This is a genomic window from Streptomyces himalayensis subsp. himalayensis, assembly GCF_013778455.1.
Taxonomy (GTDB): domain Bacteria; phylum Actinomycetota; class Actinomycetes; order Streptomycetales; family Streptomycetaceae; genus Streptomyces; species Streptomyces himalayensis.
On the sequence record NZ_JACEHE010000010.1, the window covers coordinates 62028 to 80509 of the forward strand.

General features: G+C 72.2%; 18 protein-coding genes and 1 pseudogene. 11 read left to right on the forward strand and 8 right to left on the reverse strand.

What is annotated here, in order from left to right:
• Positions 1 to 137: 137 nt before the first annotated feature.
• Genes H1D24_RS17875 through H1D24_RS17890 form a run of 4 tightly spaced genes read right to left on the reverse strand, consistent with a single transcriptional unit; the run spans position 138 to position 3560 of the window.
• Positions 138 to 977 (reverse strand): metal ABC transporter permease, encoded by an 840-nt coding sequence (locus H1D24_RS17875; RefSeq protein ID WP_181658597.1) that lies wholly within the window; start codon positions 975 to 977, stop codon positions 138 to 140.
• Positions 974 to 1816 (reverse strand): metal ABC transporter permease, encoded by an 843-nt coding sequence (locus H1D24_RS17880; protein WP_181658598.1) that lies wholly within the window; start codon positions 1814 to 1816, stop codon positions 974 to 976. Before H1D24_RS17880 ends, H1D24_RS17875 begins: the two co-directional genes overlap by 4 nt.
• Positions 1816 to 2610 carry a metal ABC transporter ATP-binding protein gene (locus H1D24_RS17885; RefSeq protein ID WP_181658599.1) on the reverse strand — a complete coding sequence of 265 codons (795 nt, stop codon included), beginning with the start codon at positions 2608 to 2610 and terminating at the stop codon, positions 1816 to 1818. The genes H1D24_RS17880 and H1D24_RS17885 overlap by 1 nt, the downstream gene beginning before the upstream one ends.
• Positions 2607 to 3560, reverse strand: a complete 954-nt coding sequence (locus tag H1D24_RS17890; RefSeq protein ID WP_309484361.1) for a metal ABC transporter substrate-binding protein — start codon at positions 3558 to 3560, stop codon at positions 2607 to 2609. The genes H1D24_RS17885 and H1D24_RS17890 overlap by 4 nt, the downstream gene beginning before the upstream one ends.
• Positions 3561 to 3801: 241 nt before the next feature.
• Between H1D24_RS17890 and H1D24_RS17895 the strand changes: the two genes are divergently transcribed.
• Both H1D24_RS17895 and H1D24_RS17900 read left to right on the forward strand, forming a co-directional pair.
• On the forward strand, positions 3802 to 4137 hold the full coding sequence (locus H1D24_RS17895) for an ArsR/SmtB family transcription factor (RefSeq protein WP_181658601.1): 336 nt from the start codon (positions 3802 to 3804) through the stop codon (positions 4135 to 4137).
• Entirely contained in the window at positions 4138 to 4848 is a 711-nt protein-coding gene (locus tag H1D24_RS17900) for a cation efflux transmembrane domain-containing protein (RefSeq protein ID WP_181658602.1), read from the forward strand.
• A gap of 405 nt (positions 4849 to 5253) precedes the next feature.
• Here H1D24_RS17900 and H1D24_RS17905 read toward each other — a convergent pair whose 3' ends face one another.
• From H1D24_RS17905 to H1D24_RS17915, 3 genes are all read right to left on the reverse strand, one after another.
• Positions 5254 to 6435 carry a GTP-binding protein gene (locus tag H1D24_RS17905; RefSeq protein ID WP_181658603.1) on the reverse strand — a complete coding sequence of 394 codons (1182 nt, stop codon included), beginning with the start codon at positions 6433 to 6435 and terminating at the stop codon, positions 5254 to 5256.
• Between the two features lie 6 nt (positions 6436 to 6441).
• On the reverse strand, positions 6442 to 6612 hold the full coding sequence (gene rpmF, locus H1D24_RS17910) for a 50S ribosomal protein L32 (RefSeq protein ID WP_181658604.1): 171 nt from the start codon (positions 6610 to 6612) through the stop codon (positions 6442 to 6444).
• Between the two features lie 399 nt (positions 6613 to 7011).
• The gene (locus tag H1D24_RS17915; protein ID WP_181658605.1) at positions 7012 to 7398 is read right to left on the reverse strand and encodes an ArsR/SmtB family transcription factor; all 387 of its coding nucleotides are present in this window, start codon (positions 7396 to 7398) and stop codon (positions 7012 to 7014) included.
• Positions 7399 to 7531: 133 nt separating this feature from the next.
• Here H1D24_RS17915 and H1D24_RS17920 point away from each other — a divergent pair, with 133 nt between their 5' ends.
• Both H1D24_RS17920 and H1D24_RS17925 read left to right on the forward strand, forming a co-directional pair.
• Positions 7532 to 9511, forward strand: coding sequence for a heavy metal translocating P-type ATPase (locus tag H1D24_RS17920; RefSeq protein WP_181658606.1), 1980 nt, complete (start codon positions 7532 to 7534; stop codon positions 9509 to 9511).
• Positions 9508 to 9903: a (2Fe-2S) ferredoxin domain-containing protein gene (locus H1D24_RS17925; protein WP_181658607.1), complete on the forward strand. Its 396-nt coding sequence runs from the start codon at positions 9508 to 9510 to the stop codon at positions 9901 to 9903. The genes H1D24_RS17920 and H1D24_RS17925 overlap by 4 nt, the downstream gene beginning before the upstream one ends.
• A 392-nt stretch (positions 9904 to 10295) precedes the next feature.
• On the opposite strand, the pseudogene H1D24_RS44070 reads toward H1D24_RS17925, so the two are convergent.
• Positions 10296 to 10483: pseudogene (locus H1D24_RS44070) on the reverse strand (hypothetical protein); the annotation flags it as partial.
• Positions 10484 to 10589: 106 nt separating this feature from the next.
• Between H1D24_RS44070 and H1D24_RS17930 the strand changes: the two are divergent.
• The 7 genes from H1D24_RS17930 to H1D24_RS17960 all read left to right on the forward strand — a co-directional run bounded on the left by H1D24_RS17930 (position 10590) and on the right by H1D24_RS17960 (position 18320).
• Positions 10590 to 11567 carry an ABC transporter substrate-binding protein gene (locus H1D24_RS17930; RefSeq protein WP_181658608.1) on the forward strand — a complete coding sequence of 326 codons (978 nt, stop codon included), beginning with the start codon at positions 10590 to 10592 and terminating at the stop codon, positions 11565 to 11567.
• Positions 11568 to 11668: 101 nt separating this feature from the next.
• Positions 11669 to 12718: a FecCD family ABC transporter permease gene (locus tag H1D24_RS17935; protein ID WP_258564158.1), complete on the forward strand. Its 1050-nt coding sequence runs from the start codon at positions 11669 to 11671 to the stop codon at positions 12716 to 12718.
• A complete protein-coding gene (locus H1D24_RS17940) occupies positions 12715 to 13722 on the forward strand; it encodes a FecCD family ABC transporter permease (protein WP_181658609.1) in 1008 nt (335 codons plus the stop codon). Before H1D24_RS17935 ends, H1D24_RS17940 begins: the two co-directional genes overlap by 4 nt.
• Positions 13723 to 13741: 19 nt before the next feature.
• Positions 13742 to 14563, forward strand: coding sequence for an ABC transporter ATP-binding protein (locus H1D24_RS17945; protein ID WP_181658610.1), 822 nt, complete (start codon positions 13742 to 13744; stop codon positions 14561 to 14563).
• Between the two features lie 93 nt (positions 14564 to 14656).
• On the forward strand, positions 14657 to 14809 hold the full coding sequence (locus H1D24_RS44075) for a hypothetical protein (protein ID WP_374064256.1): 153 nt from the start codon (positions 14657 to 14659) through the stop codon (positions 14807 to 14809).
• Complete coding sequence (locus H1D24_RS17955) at positions 14806 to 16545, forward strand: ABC transporter ATP-binding protein/permease (RefSeq protein WP_181658611.1); 1740 nt, start codon at positions 14806 to 14808, stop codon at positions 16543 to 16545. Before H1D24_RS44075 ends, H1D24_RS17955 begins: the two co-directional genes overlap by 4 nt.
• A complete protein-coding gene (locus H1D24_RS17960; RefSeq protein WP_181658612.1) occupies positions 16542 to 18320 on the forward strand; it encodes an ABC transporter ATP-binding protein in 1779 nt (592 codons plus the stop codon). The genes H1D24_RS17955 and H1D24_RS17960 overlap by 4 nt, the downstream gene beginning before the upstream one ends.
• Positions 18321 to 18482 lie beyond the last annotated feature (162 nt).

The window sequence follows — 18482 nt, forward strand, 5'->3', positions numbered from 1 at the left end:
ACACCTCTCCGACCGTGCCCTGTTGTGCGGACATCGAAACTCCCCACACATCTGAAACGGTCTTCGTTGTCGTCAACGTACTTGCGGGGCGCTCCCTTTGACCACCCATGGGCGGTGGTGCGAAGAGGCCGACGTTCTCAGCCAGTCGACGCGGCGCGGCGCCGTAGGGGCGGCCGGAGCAGGCCGTTGTGTGGGGACAGGGCCAGGGAGACGAGGAAGACGGCGGCGACGACGAGGGTGATGGTGCCGCCGGGGGCGAGGTTCCAGTGCGTGGAGAGAGTGAGGCCGAGGGCGCAGGAGCCGGTGCCGATGGCCATGGACAGCGGCAGGGTGATGCCGATGCGGTCGGTCCAGAGGCGGGCGGTGGCGGCGGGGCCGACGATGAGGGCCATGGCGAGCATGACTCCGATGGCGGGGGCGGTGATGACGATGACGGCCTCGATGAGGACCAGCAGGAGGAGGTCGAGGGCGGCCACGGGGTACCCGGCGGCGCGCTGCCCTTCGGGGTCGAAGGCCCCGTGGACGAGTTCTTTGTGGAGGGCGGCGAGGACCAGCAGGACCAGCGCGCCCACGCCGGCCGTCACGGCGAGGTCGTGCTCGGTGACGGTGACGATGGAGCCGGTCATGAAGGCTTCGAGGTCGCGGCTGAAGCCGTCGGAGGCGGACAGCAGGGCGACGCCGAGGGCGAAGCCGGCGGCCAGCACGATGCCGGTCGCGGTGGTGGCGCCCTGGTCGCGGCGGCGGGAGACGGCCAGGACGCACAGACAGATCAGCACGCCCATGGCGGCGCCACCGAGGTAGATGTCGATGCCGACTACGGCGGCGAGGACGACGCCGGGAAAGGTGGCGTGGGTCATGGCCATCGTGAAGAAGCCCATGCGGCGCAGTACGACATGCACGCCCATCGCGCCGCACACGGCGCCGACGAGTGCGGCCTCCAGCAGTGCGCGGTGGGTGTAGGAGTCGAGCCAGCTCATGCCCGTACCGCCTTCCGTGCGGCAAGCAGCAGGGTGTACGCGGCCGTCATCAGCAGGACGACCGCGGGCCCGGCGGCCAGCTGTACGCCGTGCAGGACCGACGCCTGGTAACTGGCCGCCAGTCCGAGCCAACCGCACAACGCACCGAAGCCGGCGCCGATGGCGGCGATGACCGGGATGCGGTGCGAGAGCAGCCGGCCGAAGGCAGCGGGCACGATCATCAGCGCGATCACCAGGACCGTGCCCACCGCGCGGACCGCCGCCACCACGACCAAGGCGATCAGGACGTTCAGCGCGAGGTCGAGCAGCCAGGTCCGGTGTCCCATGGCGCGGGCGCCGTCCGGGTCGAAGGCCCGCAGCGTGAAGTGCCGCCCGAGGAAGGCCAGTGCGACAAGGCAGCCTGCGGCGAGCACTGCGCTCTGCACGATGTCGGCGCGTGTGACGGTGAGCACCTGTCCGAAGAGAAAGGCGTTGAGGTCGTGCCGGTAGTCGTGCTGCCGGGAGACCAGGACGACGCCGAGCCCGAAGAACGCGGTGAGGATGACGGTCAGCGCCGAGTCCTCGCTGATGCGCGGCGCGCGGGTGAGCAGCGTCAGCAGGACGGCGGTGAGCAGCCCGGCGACCAGCGCACCCCAGAAGACCCCGTCCGCGGCCCCGGCGGCGAACCCCACCACGACACCGGGGAAGACGGTGTGCGTGAGCGCGTCGGCCACGTACGCGAGACGGCGTACGAGGACGAAGACACCGACCGCGCCGCCCAGTACGCCCAGGATCAGCAACTCCACGAGGGCACGGGCCATGTACGGCACCTGGAAGGGGTCGGTGAGCGGAGAGCCCATCACATCCCCGCCACGATCGTGCTGCCGTCGACTTCGAGCACGTGTGCGCCGTAGCAGCAGCGGAGATTGTCGGCGGTCAGCGTCCGCTCCGGCGGACCGAACCCGTACTGCCGCCCGTTGAGGAGACAGACCTGCCGGCACAGGATGTGCGCGACCGACAGGTCATGGGTGGAAACGAGGACCGCGGCGCCGCCCGCCAGCAGTTCGCGCAGCGCGCCGAGCAGCGCGTCGCGGCTGACCGCGTCCACGCCGTTGAACGGCTCGTCGAGGAGGAGTACGTCGGCCTGCTGGGCGATGGCGCGGGCCAGCAGGACGCGCTGGCGCTGGCCGCCGGAGAGGGTGCCGAAGCGGTCCCGGGCCCGGTCGGCGAGTCCCACCAGGTCCAGGGCGTCGGCGGCGATCGCCCGGTCGCGTTTCCCGGGGCGGCGCAGCCAGCCCGCCGCCCGGTAGCGGCCCATGAGCACCACCTGGCCGACGGTGACGGGGAATTCGGGATCGAGGGCGTCTGCCTGGGGGACATAGGCGGTACGGGATCGGGCGGCGGCCGGGCGCTGCCCGCGCACGGTGACAGAGCCGGAGGCGACCGTGACCAGGCCGAGCGCGGCCTTGATGAGGGTGGACTTGCCCGCGCCGTTGGGCCCGACGAGGGCGGTGGCCTGCCCCGCGGGCACCGTGCCGTGCACATCGTGCAGTACGGTCGCGGAGCCGTAGGCCAGGGTGGCGTGGTCGAAGACGATCGCCGGAGGCGGACCGTCCTCGGTGCGCGGCTGGGGCACGACGGCGGTGGCGGTCACTTCAGGGCGTCCACGATCGTCTTGGTGTTGAACTCCATGCTCTTGAGGTAGGTGTCGCCCGCCGAACCCTTCGGGCCGAGCGAATCGCCGTACAGCGAGCCGTCGCCCGCGACCACCTTCACCCCGGACTGGCGGGCGATGGCCTGGGCGGTCTTGGGAGGCAGCGAGGTCTCGCCGAAGACGGCCTTCACCTTCTGCTTCTTGATCTTCTTCACCAGGCTGTCCAACTGGTTGCCCGACAGCTCGGCCTGGTCGCTGAAGTCGGGGATGACCGAACCGACATAGGTCAGCTGGTAGCGGTCGATGTAGTAGCCGAAGGCATCGTGGTTGGTGACGAGCTTGCGGTCGTCGGCGGGCAGGGAGTTGATCTGCTCGGCGATGTCCTTGTCGAGGGCGTCGAGTTTGGCCGCGTACGCCGTGAAGTTGTCCTGGTAGTCCGCCTTGTGTTGCGGGTCGGCCTTGATCAGGGCCTTCTCGATGGTCTCGCTCATGATCTTGGCGTTGAGCGGGTTGTGCCAGATGTGCGGGTCGTCGGCGGCCTTGCCGGTTTCGTGGTCCTCGCCCTGGCGCAGGGTGATGCCCGTGCTGGTGTCGACGGTCTCGCCGTCGAAGCCGGACGCCTGGGCGGTCTTGGGCAGCCACTCGTCCTCCAGGCCCACGCCGTTCTTCACCAGCAGCGCGGCCTCGCCTATCGCCTGGAGCGCGGCCGGGGTCGGCTCGTACTCGTGGGGCGAGGCATTGGGCTTGACCAGCTGGGTGACGGTGACCCGGTCTCCGCCGATGTTGCGGACGAAGTCGGCGACTTGGGTGGTGGTGGCCACGACCTTGACCGTGCCGCCGCCCTGGGCGTCGCCGCTGTTGGCGCCGGCGGTGGTGCCGCAGGCGGTGAGTGAGGTGGCGGCGACCGCCGCGAGGGCGGCTGCCGCGGTGAGGCGCTGGGGGTGGTGCACGGTACTCCTCCGACCGGTTGCCTTAACAGTCATGGAAATCATTTTCATTTAGCATCCGACATCGATGGGGTGCCGGTCAACTTCCCCGCGGCTACGACTCGGTAGTCGTGAGGGCGGGTGCCTGTCGGCCGGTGAGGTGCAGCGGGTCTTCCTCACTCGCGCGCTGCCGGTCGATGCGCCGGTCCTGATCCGAACATCATCCAAGGTGTTCTGAATTCAGGATTCCTTGTACTGTTGAGGAGTGCTGACTCTGGCTGCCGACATAGAAGTACTCGCCCGGTTCGGACGCGCTTTGGCCGATCCGATCCGCTGCCGCATCCTGCTCGCCCTTCGCGAGGCCCCGTCCTACCCCGCCGACCTCGCCGACGCGCTGGGCATCTCCCGCACCCGGCTGTCCAACCACCTCGCCTGCCTGCGCGACTGCGGCCTCGTGGTCACCGTCCCCCACGGACGACGTACCCGCTACGAGCTCGCCGACGAGCGTCTCGGGCACGCCCTGGACGACCTGCGCACGGCGGTCGTCGCGGTCGAGGCGGACCGCACCTGCCCGGACGCCGGCGACAAGGAGTGCTGCTGAGTGACCGCGCTACCCCTCGCCCCCAGCCCGGCGCGCCGGGATACGCTGGCTCGCCGGATACGCTTGCTGGTCGCTGCGACGATCACCTACAACGTCATGGAGGCGATCGTCGCGATCACGGCGGGAACCCTTGCCTCCTCCACCGCGCTGATCGGCTTCGGCCTCGACTCCGTGATCGAGGTCTCCTCCGCCGCAGCGGTGGCCTGGCAGTTCTCCGCGGCCGACCACGCCGTCCGGGAAGCCCGCGAGCAGCGCACACTGCGGATCATCGCCGTCTCCTTCTTCGCCCTCGCCATCTACGTCGCCGTCGAGTCCGTCCGGACGCTCGCCGACACCGGTCAGGCCGACAGCTCGATGCCCGGCATCGCACTGGCCGCTCTCTCCCTGCTGGTCATGCCGTTCCTGTCCGCCGCCCAGCGCCGCGCCGGGCGTGAGATGGGCTCGGCCTCGGCCGTCGCCGACTCCAAGCAGACCCTGCTGTGCACCTACCTGTCCGCGGTGCTGCTGATCGGGCTGGTCCTCAACGCCACCCTGGGCTGGTCGTGGGCCGATCCGGCTGCCGCCCTGGTGATTGCCGCCATCGCGGTCAAGGAGGGCCGCGACGCCTGGCAGGGCAAGGGGTGCTGTACCACCCCCGCCCACGTGGCGGCGCCTGCCAGCGCCGACGAGGGCGCCTGCGGCTGCCGCCCCGGAGGCGACTGCTGTAGCTGACCGACGCGGCCGACACCCGCACCGCGTGATGCTGGAACTGCGGGTCGACCCGACTGTCCGAACGCCCAGCCTGCCGCTGACCGGCTCCGCCAGGTACTCGACGAGGCAGGTTCTCCCGCCACTGGGGCGAGGCCCTCCCCGAGGGCTGGACCACCGGCCCGAGGCTGCCGAGCGTCGTGAACGCCACGCTCGGCGACCGCACCAGCCGCTACGTCCACCTGATCCCACAGCCCGACGGGCATCGCGCCGAAGCCGTACGCGACGGCCTCATCGACCTGCCGCACCGACTCCCGGAAACAGCCCGGCTCACCCTGACATGGGACCAGGGAGCAGAGATGGCATGCCACCACCAGATCGCGCCTACCTGCGCGAGGGCGTCTGAAATCGCCGCCCGGCCCGGAGTTCTCAGGCCCCCGGGACGAGTTCGGGGTGTTCGTGCTCGCAGGCGTCGTCGATGCCGTAGGTCTCCCAGGCGGGGAAGGGGTCGCCGGGCGGGACGGTCTCGCCAGCCGTCATCAGGCATGCGGACAAGGCGGTCCGCAGGGCCTCGGCGCGCAACTCCGTGCCGATGAAGACCAGCTCCTGGGCGTACGGTGCCTCGCCGTCCCGTGCGGCGGACGGTTCGAAGCGGGCGACCGAGCCGGCCTGGGACCACAGGCCCGTCACATGGGGGCGGCTGGCCAGGGTGAAGAAGCCCTTGGACCGCAGGACCTGCCCGAAGGCACCGCTGTCGAGCCGTTCGCTCACGAAGGTCCACAACCGGCCGGGGTGGAAGGGAAGTTCAGAGCGGAAGACGGTGGAGGAGATGCCGTATTCCTCCGTCTCCGGGACGTGGTCGCCGTTGAGCTCGCGCACCCACCCCGGGGCCTGCTGGGCGCGGTCCAGGTCGAACAGCCCGGTGCCCAGCACCTCCCGGACATCCACCTGCCCGTGGAGGGAAGGGACGATCCGGGCGACGGGATTGAGGCGGGCGAGCGTCGCCCGCAGCCGGTCGGCGGACTCCGCGTCGACGAGGTCGAGCTTGTTGAGCACGATGACGTCGGCGAACTCGATCTGGTCCATCAGCAGGTCGCTGACGGTGCGTTCGTCGTCCTCGTACTGGTCGAGCCCCCGCTCGATGAGCTCGTCCCCGCCCGCCAGTTCGGGCAGGAAGTTCGCGGCGTCGACGACCGTGACCATGGTGTCCAGGCGGGCGATGTCCCCCAGGGTGGCGCCGTCGTCGCGGGCGAAGGCGAAGGTGGCGGCCACGGGCATCGGCTCGGAGATGCCGGACGATTCGATGAGGAGGTGGTCGAAGCGGCCCTCGCGGGCCAGCCGGTCGACCTCTTCCAGCAGGTCGTCGCGCAGGGTGCAGCAGATGCAGCCGTTGGTCATCTCGACCAGGCGTTCCTCGGTCCGCGATAGGGCGGCCTCGCCGCCGCGCACGAGTGCGGCATCGATGTTGATCTCGCTCATGTCGTTGACGATGACCGCGACGCGCAGGTCTTCGCGGTTGCCGAGAACGTGGTTGAGGAGGGTCGTCTTGCCCGCCCCGAGGAAGCCGGACAGGACGGTGACGGGCAGTCGGTCGCTCGGGTCGTACGGCATCCGCGGTCAGCCCTCGGGGCGCAGCAGGCCGCGCTCGTACGCCTTGGCCAGCCGCTGTGGCACCAGGTACGGGACGCCGTCCACGGTGACCGGCACGAGCTGCGGCGTCGTGGCCTTCCATTGAGCGCGGCGGTGGCGGGTGTTGCTACGGGACATCTTCCGCTTGGGGACAGCCATGTGAGTTCTCCTAGATGGATGAGCGAGACGACGCTACATGAAAATGGATCCCATTACTAACTTCCTGCGGGCTCCTCGCCTGTGTGGCATGAGTGCGATGCGGCTCGGGGAGGAGCAGCTTTGAGTCAGTGGCGCAAATGCGTCGAGCGTGGCCGGCCTTGAAGGGCTACCGGAGGGACCCATGGCCACCACGCACCCCCCATCCCCGACCACACGCACCAGCACGGCGAGGGCTGCGGTCATGTCGCGGTGCCTCATGGTGACCACGTCGACCACGTACGCGACGGCCACCGGCATGCCGGTCACGACGGGGATGCCCGGCCCTGGATCGTCCGGGTGTCCAGATGTCTGACGCCGAAGCCGGTCCCTGAGTCGGGTGAGGTGACGCGGTTGCCGGGTTCAGCGCGCCTCGGCCACGCCCGCCGTGGCCGGGGCGGCGTCGCGTAGGCCGAGGCGCAGGTGCTCGACGTGGTAGAGGGCCTGCTCCAGGAGTTCGGCGACGTGGTTGTCGTAGAGCGCGTAGATGATCGAGCGGCCTCGGCGTTCGCCGGTGACCAGGCCGAGGTTGCGCAGCAGGCGCAGCTGGTGGGAGCAGGCGGACTGTTCCATGCCGACGGCGTCGGCGAGTTCGGTCGCCGCGCAGGGGCCTTCCTGGAGGCGGGCCAGGATCCGCAGCCGGGAGGGTGTGGCCAGGGCTTGGAGCGTGGCGGCCACTTCGGCCGCGCCCACGGTTTCAAGGCGCTCGCGCGCGGTGGCGGTGGTCTTGGCGTCAGCTCCGTGGCCCATGGCCTCATCCTAGGGGGGTGCATCCATGAATGCATGAATGCATCTTCATGTGGTCCTGTACGGTGGTGTGAGCGGCACCGGGTGTCCCGGCTGCCGTCACCTCGTCATGCCGTCGTGAAGGACTTCCGCTCCGATGACCTCCACCCTCACCTCACCCACGGTCGACCGGGCCGCGCCCCCGCACGGAAGCGACGTCCCCCGGCGCCGTACCCGGGTCCTCGCCCTGCCCGAGGCGCGCTGGGCGGCAGCCGCCACCGTCTTCTTCCTGCTCGCGCTGCCGCTCCAGCTCACCGGCGCCCCGGCGTGGACATGGGGCCCGCTGTACGCGCTGTCGTACGCGACCGGCGGCTGGGAGCCGGGCTGGGCCGGCCTGCAGGCGCTGAAGGAGAAGACGCTCGACGTCGACCTCCTGATGATCGTCGCCGCGCTCGGAGCGGCCGCGATCGGGCAGATCATGGACGGCGCCCTGCTGATCGTGATCTTCGCGACCTCGGGCGCCCTGGAGGCGTTGGCCACCGCCCGGACCGCCGACTCGGTGCGCGGTCTGCTCAACCTGGCACCGGCGACCGCCACCCGCGTGGCGGACGACGGCAGCGAGGCGACCGTCGCCGTCGAGGACCTGTCCGTCGGCGACACCATCCTCGTCCGCCCCGGTGAACGCATCGGCGCCGACGGCCGCGTGCTCGACGGGGCGAGCGATGTCGACCAGGCCACCATCACCGGTGAACCCCTTCCGGTGGCCAAGGAGAAGGACGACGAGGTCTTCGCCGGCACCCTCAACGGCACCGGCGCCCTGCGGGTCCGGGTCGAGCGGGACACCTCCGACACGGTGATCGCCCGGATCGTGCGGATGGTTCAGGAGGCGTCCGAGACCAAGGCGCCGACCCAGCTGTTCATCGAGAAGGTCGAACAGCGCTACTCGCTGGGCATGGTGGCGGCGACCCTCGCCGTGTTTCTCGTACCGCTCGCCTTCGGCGCGAGCCTCACGGACTCCCTGCTGCGGGCGATGACCTTCATGATCGTGGCGTCACCGTGCGCGGTGGTGCTGGCCACCATGCCGCCGTTGCTCTCGGCCATCGCCAATGCCGGCCGGCACGGTGTGCTGGTCAAGTCCGCCGTGGTGATGGAGCGGCTCGGGCAGGTCGACGCGGTGGCGCTGGACAAGACGGGCACGCTCACCGAAGGCACCCCGCGGGTCACCGACATCCGGCCCTTCCCGGAATCCGGACTGACCGAGGACGAGCTGCTGGCGCTCGCCGCGGCGGCGGAGAACCCCAGCGAGCACCCTCTGGCCCGGGCCGTCGTCGCCGCGGCGCGCGAACGAGGACTCGCGCCGGCACCGGCGGACGGCTTCGACTCGACGCCCGGTGTCGGAGTGACCGCCACCGTCAACGGGCGCGCCGTCTCGGTCGGCGCTCCCGCGCGGCTGCTGCGTGAGGCCACCGACGCCGCCTCCGCCCGCGCGGCGGTGCTCGCCGGCGAGCTGGAGGACGGCGGCCGGACCGCCGTGCTCGTCACACTGGACGGTGCTCCGGCCGGCGTGCTCGGCATCGCCGATCGGCTCCGCCCGGACGCGCGGGAGACCGTGGCCTCGCTCGCGTCCCTGACCGGGACCGCGCCCCTGCTGCTGACCGGCGACAACCCCCGTGCCGCCGCCCGCCTCGCCGCCGAGGTCGGCATCGAGGACGTACGGGCCGGACTGCTGCCCGAGCACAAGGTGAAAGCGGTCCGGGAGCTGGAGGACGGGGGGCGCAGGGTGATGGTCGTCGGCGACGGCGTCAACGACGCCCCGGCGCTGGCCGCCGCGCACACCGGTGTCGCCATGGGCCGGGCGGGTTCCGACCTGGCCCTGGAGACCGCCGACGCGGTGATCGTCCGTGACGAACTCGCCACCGTACCCGCCGTGATCTCGCTGTCCCGTCGGGCACGGAAGCTCGTCGTGCAGAACCTCGTCATCGCCGGAGTCTTCATCGCCGCCCTGGTCGTCTGGGACCTGGCCGGCAACCTGCCGCTGCCGCTCGGCGTCGCCGGCCACGAGGGCTCCACCGTCATCGTCGGCCTCAACGGGCTGCGGCTGCTGCGCGAGTCGGCCTGGCGGCGGGCCGCCGAGTGAGCCGCCGCAGGACTCCCGTCCAGGCGGCTCCCCGGTGCACGGTCACCGTGTGCCGGGGCTGCTGCTGCGGCACGGCCAAGGTCCCCGGCGTCGACCACGCCGCACAACTCGCCTACTTGAAAGCAGAGTTGGGATCTGTCGTCCAGGTCCGGGCGGTGAACTGCCTGGACGCGTGCGAGCAGGCCAACGTCATCGTCGTCCAGCCCTCGCCGGAGGGACGGGCCGCAGGGGGCCGACCGGTCTGGCTGGGGCTGGTCAACGACCCCGACGTGACGGCGGACATCGCCGAGTGGGTACGCTCCGGCGGCCCTGGCCTCGCCGATCCCCCCGAGATCCTGGACCTCTACACGTTCGGGCCGTCGCGGCGGGTGCGGCGGGTTCTGGAGTGCTGAGCGCGGTCGCCGGCCGCTGGTCACGGTGAGCGTGCAAGCCGTCGACAAGCTCGCTGTGGCTGTGCCGCCAGCCGCCCCGCACGCGCTCGGCGTCCGCGAGGTGCGGGTGGTTGTCGTGGAGGCCGGTGTGCTCGTGCTCGACGAGCGCCGTTCCCGCTCCGGCCGCAGCCGCACCGCCAGCAGCCCCTCGCCCAGGGCGATCGCGCCCAGCACGACCACCGCCGATCCCAGCCCGCCGTCGCGCCGAGCCAGCCGGCCGGGGGTACGTCGGCAGCCAGCAGCTGTGGGAGAGAGAAGTGGCAGGCGAAGGCGGACGTGTGTTCCTCGGGCGGGCCGAGCGGCGGATCAAGAGGCCGGTCGGCGTGAGCAGCCGCTGTTCTCCCAGCACCTGAGAGCTTCAAGTGGGCTGCTTCGCAGGCCGTTCGGGCGTCGGAGACGTGAACCTCGCCGTGGCTGCCACGGGTGACGGCGACCCAGTCGGTGCCGGGTGAGGCGGCCACCGCACGGCGTTGGACGCCCTCCCAGGGGGGCCTTCGCGGCGGGAGGCGCCGTCCATGGCGGGGAGGAGGCGCGGCGCACGGTCTCGTCGGCGTCCAGCGAGCCTCCAGGAAAGAGGGTGTCAGATGAAAACGATTATCATGTATGGTCGATGCGTTCCGGAACCATGAGAAGAAGCGAGGGCATCGATGCTGCGCTCACCGTCGAGATCCGTCCGCAGCTGGATCACCGCGGCCGTAGTGGGGTCCGTACTGGTCGGATGCGGCGCGTCCACCGAACCCGCGAGCGACGAGGCCGCCGCGGCCGGTCCGAAGACCGACGTGGCCGTGGAGCCCATCAAGTCGACACGGGAGTTGACCGACGCGAACGGCGTCAAGGTCTCCCTGAAGAAGGAACCCCAGCGCATCGTCTGCCTGTTCGCGCTCTGCGACGACATCCTGACCGAGCTGGGCATCGTCCCCACGGCCACGAACAGCGCACTCCTCGCCCATCCCGACTTCCTGGGGGAGGAGAAGGCGAAGAATGTCGACATCATCCCCGGCGGGTTCATCGCTCCCGAGGTGGAGGCGATCCTCTCCCACAAGCCCGATCTCGTGATCGGTCTGGAGGACACGCACGGCAAGCTCGCCCCCGCCCTGAAGGACGCCACCACGTTCTGGCCCATGCAGCCCGAGAGGTGGCAGGACAGCGTGGGGTACCTGCGCGATGTCGCCGCGCTCACCGGCCGCACCGCCGAGGGCGAGAAGGCCGAGAAGACCTTCCGCACCAAGCTCGCCGAGGCCGAGAAGAACAAGAGTGACAAGACCGCGCTCATCATCTACGGCAGCGACGAGAACTTCGGTGTCGCCACCCCGGGGACGGACGTGGCCGCTGGGCTGTTCCCGAAGCTCGCCGACTACCCCTGGAAGTCCCGTGGCGTCGAGGGGAGTTACAGCCTCGAGGAAATCCTCGCCCGCGACGTCGACGTGCTGTTCGTCGAGACGATCGCCTTCGGCGAGGCGGACGGCAAGCTTTCGGAGAGGCTGGCGAAGAACCCGCTGTGGGAGAAGATCCCGGCCGTGAAGAACGGGGACGTCCACGAGGTGAACTCCGAGGTGTGGGCCAAGGGACGCGGCACCCGCTCGCTGGGCATCATTCTCGACGAGGCCACGGCCGCCCTGCGGTGAGCGCACGCACCGCGACGGAAAGCGCGGTAGGTGCGGCGGCCTGGGGCGGGCGATTCCCGCGATCCGGCGGGACGTGCCAACTCGTCGTGCTCATTGGGCTGTTGGTCGCGGCGTCCGCCTGCGCACTGAGCCTGGGAACGCCGTACGTCCCGCTGTACCGGCTGCCCGGTGCGCTGCTGGACGCGGACACCACGCTCGCCGGGGTCGTCGTCACCGAACTCCGCGTGCCCCGGCTGGTGCTGGCGCTGGTCGCCGGTGCCTGCCTGGGTGCGGCAGGGCTCGTACTGCAGGAGGCTCTGCGCAATCCCCTGGCGGTCCCCGAGATGCTGGGCGTGTCGTCCGGGGCCGCGCTCGGGGTGGCCGCGCCGCTGGTACTGGCCGTGTCCATCCCCGCCGCCGTCCAGCCCCTGCTGGCCATCGGCGGGGCAGCGCTCGGCGGCGCGCTCACGCTGCTCGCCGCCGGGCTGGGGCGCAGCCCGTCCGCCGTGCTGCTCACCGGGGCCGCGGTCGCCGCCGCGTTGCAGGCCGCGCTGCTCGTGCTGATGGTGATGGCCGACCAGCTCGACCTCCAGCTGATCTACCGGTACCTTCTCGGCTCGCTCTCTGCCCGTACCTGGGACGACGTCACCGGGCTGTGGCCCTGGCTGCTGGTCGCCGTGCCCGCGCTCGTGCTGTGCGCGCCGGTGCTGTCGGTGCTGCGGCTGGGGGACGAGGACGCCGAGGCGCTGGGGGTGCGCGCACAGCGGGCCCGGTTCGCCGCACTGGCCATCGCCATCGTGCTGATCGCGCCCGTGACGGCCGTGTGCGGGCCCGTGGCGTGGGTCGGCTTCCTCGCGCCGCACCTGGCGCGACGGCTCAATCCCGGTGGCGACGCGGTGGGTTGGCTGCCCTGGTCGGCGGCGTGGGGCTCCGTCGTGGTGGCCGTCGCCGACCTGCCGGCCCGGCTTGCGCTGGCGCCCGTGGAAACTCCGGCCGGCGCCTGGACGGCCCTCCTCGGGGTGCCCGCCGGCGTCGCGCTGCTCCGGTCGGGCAACCGGAGGCCGACGGCGCGGCGGCGATCGGCGGGTTCCGAGGCACGTACGTCCGCGGGCGCGGAGTCGCGGGGGAGCGGTCCCGACGTCGTACCGACCGAAGTGGGGGAGACCCGGTGAGCCGGCGTTTCTCGGTGTTCGCCGTGCTCGTCGTCGTGTGCGCGTGCGCCGAGTTGGCCGCTGGACGGGGCATGTCCCCGGCCATGGTCTGGGACGTCCTCGGCGGCGGCGGCGACGCGACAGAACGGCACATCCTGTTCCAACTCCGTCTGCCACGGCTGCTGGTGGCTCTCGGCGCGGGGGCGTGCCTGGGCGTGGCGGGTCTGGTCCTCCAGTCCGCCCTGCGCAACCCCCTCGCCGGGCCCGAGGTCACCGGCGTGACTCCGGGAGCCGTCCTCGGGGCCGTCACCGCGACCGGTCTCGGACTCGCGGGGTGGGAATCACCCTTCGCCGTCGTCGTCGCCGCGTGCGTGGGCGGGTTCACCGGAGCCGGGCTGCTGTGGCTGCTCGCCGGGCGTGGCCCGGGCGACCCCGCGCAGACGGCCGTGCACGGGGTGCTCGTCTCGGCGGTGCTCGGCGGGCTCACGGCGATGGTCCTGCTCGTCGCGCCGGGTGAGCTCGGCAGCGTCGTCCAGTGGCTCGTCGGCACGACCGAGGGCCGCGTGTGGCAGCACTGGCACCTGCTGTGGCCGTGGGCGCTCGCCTGGGGTGCCGCGGCGTGGCTGATGGCCGGGCCGCTGGCCTTGCTGCGCTGCGGCGATGACATCGCCAGTGCCGCCGGGCTGTCCGCCGCGCGGGCGCGGACCCTGGCCCTCGTGTGCGCCGTGGCGCTGACGGCGGGTGCGGTGGCCGCCGTGGGGGCGCTGGGTTTCGTGGGGCTGCTCGTGCCGCACCTGGCCCTGGCCGTGTTCGGTGCGGATCTGCGGGTGACGCTGCCCGGTGCCGCCCTCGTGGGTGCGGCCGTGGTGTGCGGGGCGGACGCGGCGGCGCAGCTGGTGTCGCAGCTGCTGGCGGTCGCGCTGGACTCCGGGCGGCTCACGCTCCCGGTCGGGGCGCTCACCGCGTGCGTGGGTGCCGGGTTGCTGCTGGTCGTCGTACGCCGTACGCCGAGCCGAACGTTCTGATGTCGACGAAGGACAGAGCATGACCGAACCCGTGGGGATCCATGTCGAGGGAGTGCGCTTCGGCTACCCCGGCCGCCCCGTGCTGCGCGGTGTCGACGTGACCGTCGAACCGGGCGAGCTGACCGCCCTCATCGGCCTCAACGGCTGCGGCAAGTCGACCCTGTTGCGGCTGGCCGCCGGGCTGCTGCGGCCGGACGAGGGGCGCGTCCTGCTCGGCGGTGACGACCTGGCCCGGCTCTCCCGGCGCGCCACCGCCCGGCGTGTCGCGCTGCTGCACCAGTCGGCCCCCGCTGTTCCTGGCATGACCGTCCGTCATCTCGTGCGGCAGGGGCGGTACGCGGCGCGCGGCCCCCTCGGCATGCTGCGCGAGGGCGACGACCCCGTCGTACGGCGTGCGTTGCGCGACGTCGGTGTGGAGCAGTGGGCAGAGCGTGACGTCGACGCTCTGTCCGGGGGCGAGCGGCAGCGGGTCCGGCTCGCCATGGCGCTCGCCCAGGACACCCGCGTCCTGCTGCTCGACGAGCCGACCACCTACCTGGACCTGCACCACCAGCTCGACGTGCTGCAGACCGTGGTGCGGCTGCGCGAGGAGCGCGGCCTCACCGTCGTGATGGTGCTGCACGACCTGGCCCACGCCGCCCGGTTCGCCGAGCGGATCGTCGCCCTGCGGGACGGCCGCGTGGTGGCCGACGGGACACCGAAGGAGGTCGTCACGCCCGGCCTGCTCGCGGACGTCCTCAAGGTGGCGGGCCGGGTCGGCCGGGACCCCGAGGGCGGCTGGCCGGTGTGTTACCCGGATCACCCTCTTCCATGGACAAAATATGAAAACCATATTTATTAGACCCTGCTCGGCTACGGCTGTCCGGCGGACGCCGATGCCCCGCTGATCCGCCGGACACACCTGCGCGCGGGCTTCGCCGTCCACCTGGCCCACGTGGCCGCAGCCCGACACGGCCTGTCCGGCCGCCCCGTCGGCTCCTGGCAGCAGGCCGACCTCGGCGCCGCCCTCGGCGCCCCACCGGGCGGCGACTGGATCATCCACGGCCTTGCCCTCGGCACCACCCACTCCGAAGAGGGGTCCTTGTGATCATTCACCCCGAGCTGCGCCGCGCCGCACACCACGCACGGCGCCCCCTGCTCGCGGCCACCCTCCTGCAGGGGGCCGTCACCGTCACCCACCTCGGCCAGGCCGTGCTGCTGGCAGTCGCCCTCGCCGACGTGGCCCAGGGCGACACGGACCGGCTCCCGCTGCTCCTCGGCGCGGTGCTCGGCGTCGTCGCCGCCCGTGCAGGGCTCGGCTACCACCAGCGGCGTACCGCCACCCGCGCCGGGGCACAAGTCAGGGTGCACCTGCGGGACGAACTCCTCGCCCACCTCGGACTGCTCGGACCCGCGCACCTGACCACAGCGCGCGCCGGAGCAGTCCGCACCACCCTCGTCGACGGGGTCGAGGGCGTGGACGCCTACGTCTCCCGCTACCTGCCCCAGCTGCTCATCACCCTCACCGTGCCGCCCCTGCTGCTCGCCGCCCTGACCGCAGTCGAACCGGTCGCTCTCCTCGGTCTCGTACCCGCCCTCCTGCTCGCCCTGTTCGGGCCGCGCGCCTGGGACCGGCTCCTCGCCAAGCGCGGCAAGGAACACTGGGACACCTACGAGGGACTCGGCGCCGACTACCTCGAAGCACTGCAGGGCATGCCCGCGCTGCGGGCCGCGGGTGCCGTCGGGCGCACCCGGGAGCGGCTCGAGGCACGGTCGGCGTCGCTGCACCGGGCCACCGTCGCCAAGCTCCGCGTGTCGCTCGTCGACACCGGCCTCACCGACCTGGCCATCCAGGGCGGCACCGTGGCCGCCGCCCTGCTGGCCTGCTGGTCGGCCGCCACCGGATCCGCCACCGCGACCGGCACGTATCTGGTGCTGCTCCTGGCCTCCGAGTGTTTCCGGCCCGTCCGTGACCTGTCCCGCGAGTGGCACGCCGGGTACTTGGGCGTGTCAGCCGCGGACGGGCTCGCGGCGCTACGCACCGCCGAACCTGCGGTCCCCGACACGGGAACGGCACAAGCGCACTGGCCGGGCCCGCCCCAAGTGCGCTTCGAAAACGTGGAGTTCAGCTACGACGGCGCCGAGGCTCCCGCGCTCCAGGGCGTCACCTTCACCGCCGAGGCAGGGCGCACCACCGCGATCGTCGGCCCCTCGGGTGCCGGCAAGTCCACGCTGCTCGCCCTGCTCCTGCGCCACCGCGACCCGCAGCACGGCCGGATCACCCTCGATGGCCGCGATGTGACCGGGTACGCGCTCGACTCGCTGCGTCAGGGCATCGCCGTCGTCTCCCAGGAGACCTACCTCTTCCACGCCACCATCGCCGACAACCTGCGCCTGGCCCGCCCCGATGCCACCGACGACGAGCTGGAACGCGCCGCACGCACCGCCGGCATCCACGACGAGATCGCCGCCCTCCCCGACGGCTACGCCACCGTCCTCGGCGAACGGGGCGCCACCCTGTCCGGCGGGCAGCGCCAGCGCCTCGCCCTCGCCAGGGCCCTGCTGGCCGGCGCCCCGGTGCTCGTCCTCGACGAGGCCACGAGCGCGGTCGACGAACGCCGCGAGGCGGACATCGCCCGCGAACTGCTGGACGCCGCGAGCGGCCGGACCGTCCTGGTGGTCGCCCACCGGCTCGCCGCCGTCCGGCACGCCGACCGCATCGTGGTTCTTGACGACGGACGCGTGGACGCCGTCGGCGAGCACGCCGCCCTCGTCGAGGCCGGGGGCGTCTACGCCGAGCTCGTCAAGGCGGGCCACACCTACGAAGGAGGGCTCGCCGCATGAGCACCACCACCGACGCGGGCACCGATGTCACCCCCGGAAGCACCGACGACGCGCCCGAGCCCGCGCGGGGCTCGCTGCGCGCCCTGCTGCCGGCCCTCGCCGGGCACCGCGTCATGATGACCCGCACCTGCGCCGCCGCGCTCGCCGAACAGGGCTCGCTGGTCGCGCTGTTGACGCTGGCCGCGCACACCGTCGGAACCGCCGTCATCGAGGACCGCGCCCCCTCGGCCGGCACGGTCACCGCTCTGGTCGTCCTCGTCCTCGTACGCGCCCTGATGACCTGGCGCGAGATGGACCTCTCCCACGACCTGGCCTACCGGGTGCTGGCCGAACTGCGCGTACGGGTCTTCGACGGGCTCGCCCGCAGCGCTCCCGCCCGCGTGGCCGGCCGCCGCAGCGGGGACCTGGCCGCCACCGCGATGGCCGACGTGGAGGCGTTGGAGTTCTTCTACGCCCACACCACGGCCCAACTCCTCGCATCCGGTGTGGTGTTCACCGGCGGAGCCGCTGCACTGGCCACGGTGGAGCCGTGGTTGCTGGTCGCGGTGGCGCCGGTCGCCGCGCTGCTGGCCGTCGCGCCCTTTGCCGACGCGCGCGGGCGCGCCGCGCGCGGGGCCCGCACCCGGGCGGCCTCCGCGAAGCTCTCGGCCGACACCGTGGAGGCCGTCGACGGGCTGCGCGAACTGCTCGCCTTCGGCGGGCTGACCGAGCGGCGCGGCCGTCTCGCCGCACAGGGCCGAAGGGTGGGTGACGCTCAGCGGGCCGAGGCCACCTGGGAGGCCATGGCCGCCGCCGTCCGCGACGCCCTCATCGTGCTCGCGGTCCTCGGCGTGGTGGCCGCCGCCGCGCAGTCCGTGACCTCCGGGCGGCTGCACGGTGCATGGGCGCCGGCCGCGATGGCGCTCGCTCTGTCGGTGCTGGGCCCGGTTGCCGAGTCGGCCAGGGCACTGAGCCAGGCCGTGGGTCTGCGCGCCGCGGCCGCCCGCGTCGACGCGGCCCTGAAAGCCCCTGCGCTCGCCCCGCCTCCCGCCTCACCCCGCCCGCTCCCTCTGGGCCCGTTGGGCATCCGGCTGCATCGGGTGACCTTCGACTACGGGGGTCGACGCGTGCTGGACGGGGTCGAGCTGACGGTTCCCGCAGGGCAGACGCTCGCCCTGGTCGGTGTCTCGGGCGCCGGCAAGTCGACCTGCGCCCACCTGCTGGCCCGTTTCTGGGACCCGTCCGAGGGTGCGGTCCACCTGGTGCCCGGCGACGGCCATCCCGTGGACCTCCGCGACCTGGCCGACGCCGATCTGCGCCGTGCCGTCGCCGTCGTGGGCCAGGACGCCCCCCTCTTCCACGGCACCCTCGCCGAGAACCTGCGCCTCGCCGCACCGGGCGCCGACGACGATCTCCTCGCGGAGACGGCCCGGCTCTGCGGCGTCGACCGGATCGCTCCGATGGACTCCCTGGTCGGGGAGCGCGGGTCCACCCTCTCCGGTGGCCAGCGCGCCCGGATCGCCCTCGCCCGCGCCCTGCTTGCTCAGCCTCGGATCCTCGTGCTGGACGAGACCACCGCACATCTGGACAACGCTGGTGACGCCCAACTCGCCGCCGCGCTAGCCCAGGGCAACCGCACCACCATCGTCATCGCCCACCGCCCCGCCACCATCCGCCGCGCCGACCGCATCGCCGTCCTCGAGTCCGGCCGTATCGCGGAGGAGGGCACCTGGGACGACCTCACCGCCCCCACCGGCGGCGCACTCAACCGTGTGTTGGCCGTCACCCCGTCCTGAACCCGGCAGCAGCGCGGCAGCCAAGGTGACGTATCAGAGCCGGTGAGCCGGGAGCGGGCCGGCACCACTCCTTGCCCGGCTCTGGTGACATTGGCAAGACCTCCCTGGCCCGGTGGCTCGGCCACTCGGACCCAGGGTTCACGCTCCGGAAGTACGCGCACC